Below are 7,026 nucleotides of genomic sequence, written 5' to 3'. Positions count from 1 at the left end.
ATGACGTTTATTAAAAGCTATAACTTAGTTAATAGATTTTAATAAGTTTGCCATTTCAATTGCGCTAACTGCAGCTTCTGAACCTTTATTACCTGCTTTTGTACCCGCACGTTCAACTGCTTGTTCAATATTTTCAGTAGTTAAAATACCAAATATAACTGGTGTATCCGATACATCATTTGCTTTAGAAACACCTTTCGCCACTTCATTACAAACATAATCGTAATGTGTCGTCGCACCACGAATAACACAACCTAAAGTAATAATTGCATCATATTCATTTTTTTGTGCTAATTTTTTAGCAACTAACGGAATTTCAAATGCACCTGGCACATAAGCAACATCAATATTCTCTGCTGCCACTTCATGACGTACGAGTGTATCTTTCGCACCATCTAACAAACGATTTGTAATAAAATCATTAAACCTACTTACAACTACTGCTACCTTTAAATCAGAACCTATTAATTTACCTTCAAAATTCATATCAAATTTCCTCCTATATTAAGTGACCCATTTTTACTTTTTTTGTATCCATATAATCTTGATTATATTTGTTTGTTGGTACAACAAGCTCAATTCTTTGTGCAATCTGAACACCATAGTTTTGTAAACTTTCAAATTTCTTAGGGTTATTGCTCAATAAATTGACTTGCTCAATACCAAAGTATTTTAAAATTTGCGCAGCATCGGCATAATCTCTTAAATCTTCTTCAAAACCTAGAGCAATATTGGCTGTTACTGTATCATAACCTTGCTCAATTAATTCATACGCTTTTAATTTATTAATTAATCCAATACCTCTTCCTTCTTGTGGTAAATACAAGATTACACCACCGTGTTCACTTATATATTTCATTGATGCCTCAAGTTGTTCACCACAATCACATCTTTGGCTATGGAATATATCACCTGTGACACATGATGAGTGAATACGAACATTTTCTGTCTTTCTAATATCTCCACTGACAATTGCTACAAGTTCTTCATCACTGTGATTCGTTGTAAAGCCATACATGTCAAAGTTGCCAAATTGTGTTGGCATTTTCACTTTTGCCTTAGCTTCGATTGAAGTATCATTATTATTTTTACGATAACGCTCTAAATCTTCAATAGAAATCATAACCAACTGATGCGTTTCTTTAAATGCTTCAAGTTCATCACCCTTAGCCATAGTCCCGTCATCATTCATAATTTCACAAATCAATGCCGCTGGTTTGGCACCTGTTAATTTGGCTAAATCAACAGAAGCTTCTGTATGGCCTCTTCTTGCTAATACACCATTATCCTGTGCAATTAAAGGGAACAAATGTCCCGGTTTATTGAAGTCATTTGCTTGAGCATGCTCTGCGATTAAAGCTCTTGCAGTCATCATTCTTTCGTCTGCACTGATGCCCGTCGTTGTATTAACATGATCCACACTAACGGTAAATTGAGTACCATAAATATCTGAATTATGATTTACCATTGGTGCTAATTCCAATTTATCAGCTATTTGTTTACTTATGGGAGCACATATTAAGCCTCTACCAAAAGTAGCCATAAAGTTAACCGTATTATCATCCATCCATTCAGTTACCGCTACAAGATCGCCTTCATTTTCTCTATTTTCATCATCTACTACTATTACACTTTTACCATCTTTTAAAGCTTGTAGCGCATCCTCTATTTTATCTAATTTCATATATAGCCCTCCTAAAATCCAAACGCTTTAAGTTTGTCAGACGTTAATCCTGAATCAGTTGATTCCATTATTCTTTCAACATATTTGAATAACATATCTGTTTCAATGTGGACTGGATCACCAACACGTTTATCATTCAGTATCGTCGATTTTCTAGTTTCTGGAATAAGATGAATATCAAATTCCGTATCCTTTAATTTAAAAATCGTTAAACTTACACCGTCTACCGTAATAGACCCTTGTTGCACCATTTGCTTAATTAAATTTGAGTTATTTGGTTTGATTGTTACTATTTTCGAATTATCTGAAGCTTGTATTCTTGTAATCTTTGCTACTTCATCGACGTGACCAAGCACGAAATGTCCACCAAAACGACCTTGTCCGCTCATAGCCCTTTCCAAATTAACTTCTTGTGCTTGGTTTAACTGATTTAAATACGTTTTATTTTCAGTACCTTTTATTACTTGTACAGAAAATGAATGATCATCAAATTCAATGACTGTTAAACATGCGCCGTTCACACTAATAGAATCGCCGATATGCATATCTGCCAATATTGTTTTACAGCCGATTGTTAAATTAACCACAGATTGTTGTGTCGATATTTTATTTATTGTACCTACTTCTTCAACGATACCTGTAAACATACTGATTTCACTTCTTTCGCAATTCTAATTTAATATTTTGCTCAAGCAAATTGGAATTCACAATTTCAAATTGTGGTACATCAGCTAAATCAACCACTTGTTCTGTGTGGAAGAATTGATTGTGACCTGAACCACCTATTAATTTCGGGGCATAATATATGATAAGTTCATTGATAAATTCTGTTTGTAAGAATGTAGTTGTTAAGGTCGGACCTGCTTCAACGAGTAATCGACCGACACCTCTCGCATACAAATCTTTTAATATATTTTCAATTGAGCAATGTTCTAATTGTATAACTGTTATTTGCTCGTGTTTACTTTCTAATTGTTTATTTTCTGTATAAATCCAAATTGCTGTAGATGGATCTTTAAATATATCTAGTGACATATCTATATCACCAGTTTTTGATAAAATGACTCGAATAGGATCTTTACCATTTTCAATACGTGTTGTGTATTGTGGATTATCCGCTTCTAAAGTTCCTCTACCTGTTATTACTGCGTCATGTTGATGACGTAATTTAAAGACATCTTGCTTTACTGCTTTATTTGTTATCCATTTACTTTCTCCAAAGTCTGTCGCTTGTTTACCGTCTAAACTGCAAGATACTTTAACAGTAACTTGTGGTAAACCTTTGCTTTTAGCTTCAAAGAAATCTCTATATAGCAGTGCAGCATCTTCATTAGGTCTATATTCTACTTCGATACCTGCCTCTTTCAAAATTACATCGCCATTTGAAGGTAGTGTTGTATCTTTCACTGCATATACCACTTTCTTCAAACCATGCTCAACAATTTTATTAACACATGGTGGCGTCGAACCATAGTGTGTACATGGTTCTAGTGAGATATAAATCGTCCCACCTTCTGCAGCATCTTGTGCCATATCTAAGGCTTGTACTTCGGCGTGTTTATCGCCTTTCTTCAGATGTGCACCTAAACCTACGATGCGTCCATCATTTACTACAACAGAACCGACAGGTGGATTTAATCCTGTTTGTCCATCTACCATCTTCGCTAATTCAATTGCGTAATTTAAATATTGACTCAAGCTAATCACCTCTAAAAAATAAAAAACACCTGAAATCGTACATTTCAGGTGTGGGATATATGCGTTATAACATTATAAACTTAGATTTAAATACACTTATCCAAAAGTAGAAATAAGTGAATGCTAAATAAAACACTACATTAGTGCCTTTTATTAGTTATACGTTATTCTTTCTCCCATCCAGACTATACTGTCGGCTCTAGATTTTCACTAGATCAGCCACATTTGAAAACAAATGCAGGTCGCAGGCTTAATTTACTGCCGGTTGGGAATTTCACCCTGCCCCGAAAGAATATATGAAATTGTAAATTGCTGTTTGAGTCAAGCAACTTTAATTAAGTTACAAGAACATAATACTACAATAATTCAAAAATAACAATTCTTATTACTTAAGTCGGCTTTATTTTTTTGAATTTCGTCATTTTATAACTATTAAAAAGCCCGTCAAATCAACTTCATCATCATTTGCAATTATAAAAAATTTATTATACTTTTTATATTTATTCATTAAAATCAAAATACATGACATAGTAATAACATACTTCGCATTTAATTTTCCAACAATCTATGAATAATACCAGTCGCTTGTCTTACAATCATAGTCACACCATTTCTAGATTGATTGATGCCATTAGTAAGCTGTCCTAATGCAAACATATTTTGTAACGTACCATATCTAGGGCTTATGACTTGGTTGGTTTCTGCTACAATTTGAATACCACCTAATGGGTGTGCTTGTATGACCTGCCTATTTTCTAAATTAATAACAAGTTGATCATCACTATCAAGGTCTTTAAGTTGCGTCTTAGAACCTGTGGCATTAATCACTATATCAAAGTAATCATCACCATGATTTGCATATGTCAATTTAAACTGATGGTTGTTATATTCAATATTTTCTAAACCATCATATATTCTTATTTGTTCATTTTCTATATGCTCAATCAATAATTTAGCTGTTCTAGGTGGCATTGGATTGGAATTTGCTTTCAATATGGGTTGATATTGTTCTAAGAAGCGCTTTTGATCATTCCTATTGAAACTGTTCCAAATCCAATTTAAATTTTCCTTAATTAACTCAAGTATACTTTGAAACTTGCCTAAGTCTTTTGCATGTTCGAGATCATATTTCAAATCTTCGACAGGATTACCAACTTTTCGATGCACCAAAGTTTCCACTGGTATTTCATAAACTGCACATTCTTTTAAAAATAGTGCCATCGCATCATCCAATGGTACATTCCCAAAATTTTCTGCTTTTAGTTCGTTAAATTTTTCAGGGGTTAAATATTGAAATGTGATTTCTGGCATCTCACCTCTCACACTTGGTAATTCACCTTTACGACTGGCTACAGTAATTGGTAAATTGATGTGATGTTCGGTAACATAACGGATAACATCTAAACTCGCTAAACCAGTTCCTATGATAGCGATATTATCAGTATCTTTCACATTGTCTAATGTATGGTAAGTTGGGTATGGTGTATGAATATAACCTGGTTTTCCTTTTAATTGATATGGATCATGATATGATAATGTTCCGACCGTTAAAAAGACAATGTCATAGGTCTTGCAATGCTCCATATCATTTGATGTACAGACATGATATAACACATCCGTCTTACCGATATTTGATTCAATAAACACTTCAGCAACTTCTTCCTTAATGAGAGTTACATTAGCATTGGCATTATTAATTTTATCCACAAAAGCCTTCATATAATGACCAAACACAAATCTCGGTAAATATTCAGGATTTGAAAACTTAAATTTTGATTGCGCCTGATACCAATCAAAGAATTCACGCTTATTATCTAAATTCAACGACATCTGTTCGGCAGGTAAGTTGATAAGTAATTGATCACTATCATTTTGAAATGGTACACCTTGCCCCATATTTATAGGATTATCATATGCATCAATTTGCATATCTTGAAATCGTCTTGATTTAGACAATTCTTTTAGTACTGTGACACCCGCAGTTCCCATTCCTATTATTGCAATTCTCATAGTTACCCTCCACCTATTCAATTAATTATATATATTATAACAATCTACCGGATCTAATAACATTTTAATGTATTACTAATACTTCAAAAGCTAAGTTACCCTTTTATATTAAATATGTTAATCTTAAAATAATAACAATTATATTTTTTGATATTTCAAATTTAAAGGGGAAAGTCATGAATTTCATCAAGCATATTCTATTATTATGTATAGGTAGCCTTATTTTTGTATCCGGTTGCGACTTACCAGGTTTAGGTGGTAGCCAAACGAACAAGTCTGTAAAAATATCAGCTCTTGCCACGAGTGAGTCACAAATTATGGCATATATGCTAAAAGACTTAATCGAACACGATACGAAAGGCAAAATTCAAGGTTCAATTATTAACAATTTAGGTTCAGCAACAATTCAACATAACGCTTTGCTAAAGGGTGATGCAGATATATCAAGCACACGCTATACTGGAACTGATTTAACTGGCGTCTTAAAACAAAAACCTATTACAGATTCTAAAAAAGCAATGCACATTACGCAAAACGGTTTCGACAAAAAATTCGATCAAACGTTCTTTAATTCTTATGGTTTTGAAAATACATTCGCATTTATGGTTACCAAAGAGACAGCACAAAAATATCATCTACATAAAGTTTCAGATCTAGAAAAAGTAAAAAATCAAGTTAAGGTGGGCACAGACACAACGTGGATAAAACGTGGTGGTGATGGTTACGAACCATTTAAAGTTCACTATGGATTTGGATTTAACAATTTAAAACCGATGCAAATCGGTTTGGTCTATGATGCACTCAAAAACAAAAAATTAGATGTTGCACTGGGTTATACCACTGATGGCAGAATTGCAGCTTATGATTTAGTCGTACTAAAGGATGATAAAAATTTCTTCCCTCCATACGATGCTAGTGCAGTTGCACCTAATAAACTTTTATCTAAGCATCCAGAAATTAAACGCTCAATCAATAAATTAGACAACAAAATCAATACAAAAGAAATGCAAAAATTAAATTATGAAGCTGACGGTGAAGGTAAAGAACCAGCAATCGTAGCACAAGATTTTTTAAAGAAGCACAATTATTTTGATAAAAAATAATTTTTCGCTTATGGATGATGGCACTAACTAAAAAAGGAAGTGAACTTATGAAGTTTATGTTAAAAGTGTTTGTTTCTTCATTAATGATGTTCATATTATTAAGTCAAAAAAACAAAGCTAAGTAAAATTAATTTGCCCGATTCAAATGATTGAAGTTAACAAAAATAATAAATTCAGATTAGCTATGAAAATGTCTATGCCGATAGACTTTTCATAGCTTTTTATAGTTGTATAGAAATGCTAATATTTACTAAATTTCATTTTTGTATTGTTGGCTCGCTTTCCTAGGGGACAGCTTCAGCCTGTTGTCTTCAGCTCGTCCTGTTCCCTCAGGAGTCTCGCCATAATACCTCTCAAATTTTATACTGTTAATTTAAAATTATTTATCATACATTTTGTTTTATATTTAAGGTATTTGTTTAAAATAGAAATCTTTAAGTTTAATGACTACTTACTTTTAAACTTTTACTGTGATATTTATTTTGTAATAACTTGTTTTATCGGCTCCCTTTCCTAAGGGACAGCTTCAGC

At 32.9% G+C, this 7,026-nt stretch carries 6 protein-coding genes and 1 riboswitch; of the genes, 1 reads left to right on the top strand and 5 read right to left on the bottom strand.

Annotated features, from left to right (window positions below):
* Positions 1–24: 24 nt before the first annotated feature.
* The 5 genes from ribH to ACF91D_RS29020 all read right to left on the bottom strand — a co-directional run bounded on the left by ribH (position 25) and on the right by ACF91D_RS29020 (position 5,392).
* A complete protein-coding gene (ribH, locus tag ACF91D_RS29040; RefSeq protein WP_042738375.1) occupies positions 25–486 on the bottom strand; it encodes a 6,7-dimethyl-8-ribityllumazine synthase in 462 nt (153 codons plus the stop codon).
* A 13-nt stretch (positions 487–499) separates the two neighbouring features.
* Complete coding sequence (ribB, locus tag ACF91D_RS29035) at positions 500–1,684, bottom strand: 3,4-dihydroxy-2-butanone-4-phosphate synthase (RefSeq protein ID WP_107527773.1); 1,185 nt, start codon at positions 1,682–1,684, stop codon at positions 500–502.
* An 11-nt stretch (positions 1,685–1,695) separates the two neighbouring features.
* A complete protein-coding gene (gene ribE, locus ACF91D_RS29030; RefSeq protein WP_107527774.1) occupies positions 1,696–2,331 on the bottom strand; it encodes a riboflavin synthase in 636 nt (211 codons plus the stop codon).
* 7 nt (positions 2,332–2,338) lie between these two features.
* On the bottom strand, positions 2,339–3,382 hold the full coding sequence (gene ribD, locus ACF91D_RS29025; protein WP_119624557.1) for a bifunctional diaminohydroxyphosphoribosylaminopyrimidine deaminase/5-amino-6-(5-phosphoribosylamino)uracil reductase RibD: 1,044 nt from the start codon (positions 3,380–3,382) through the stop codon (positions 2,339–2,341).
* Positions 3,383–3,546: 164 nt separating this feature from the next.
* Positions 3,547–3,678, bottom strand: a riboswitch (FMN riboswitch).
* Between the two features lie 253 nt (positions 3,679–3,931).
* A complete protein-coding gene (locus ACF91D_RS29020; RefSeq protein WP_107527776.1) occupies positions 3,932–5,392 on the bottom strand; it encodes an FAD/NAD(P)-binding protein in 1,461 nt (486 codons plus the stop codon).
* Between the two features lie 176 nt (positions 5,393–5,568).
* On the opposite strand from ACF91D_RS29020, the gene ACF91D_RS29015 reads away from it, so the two are divergent.
* A complete protein-coding gene (locus ACF91D_RS29015; protein WP_107528089.1) occupies positions 5,569–6,495 on the top strand; it encodes an osmoprotectant ABC transporter substrate-binding protein in 927 nt (308 codons plus the stop codon).
* Positions 6,496–7,026 lie beyond the last annotated feature (531 nt).

The sequence above is a fragment of the Staphylococcus sp. 231237_7MaSpsaltlick genome (assembly GCF_043107035.1).
Note: the sequence above shows the minus strand (reverse complement) of the source record. Positions and strands in the feature narration are given on the sequence as shown.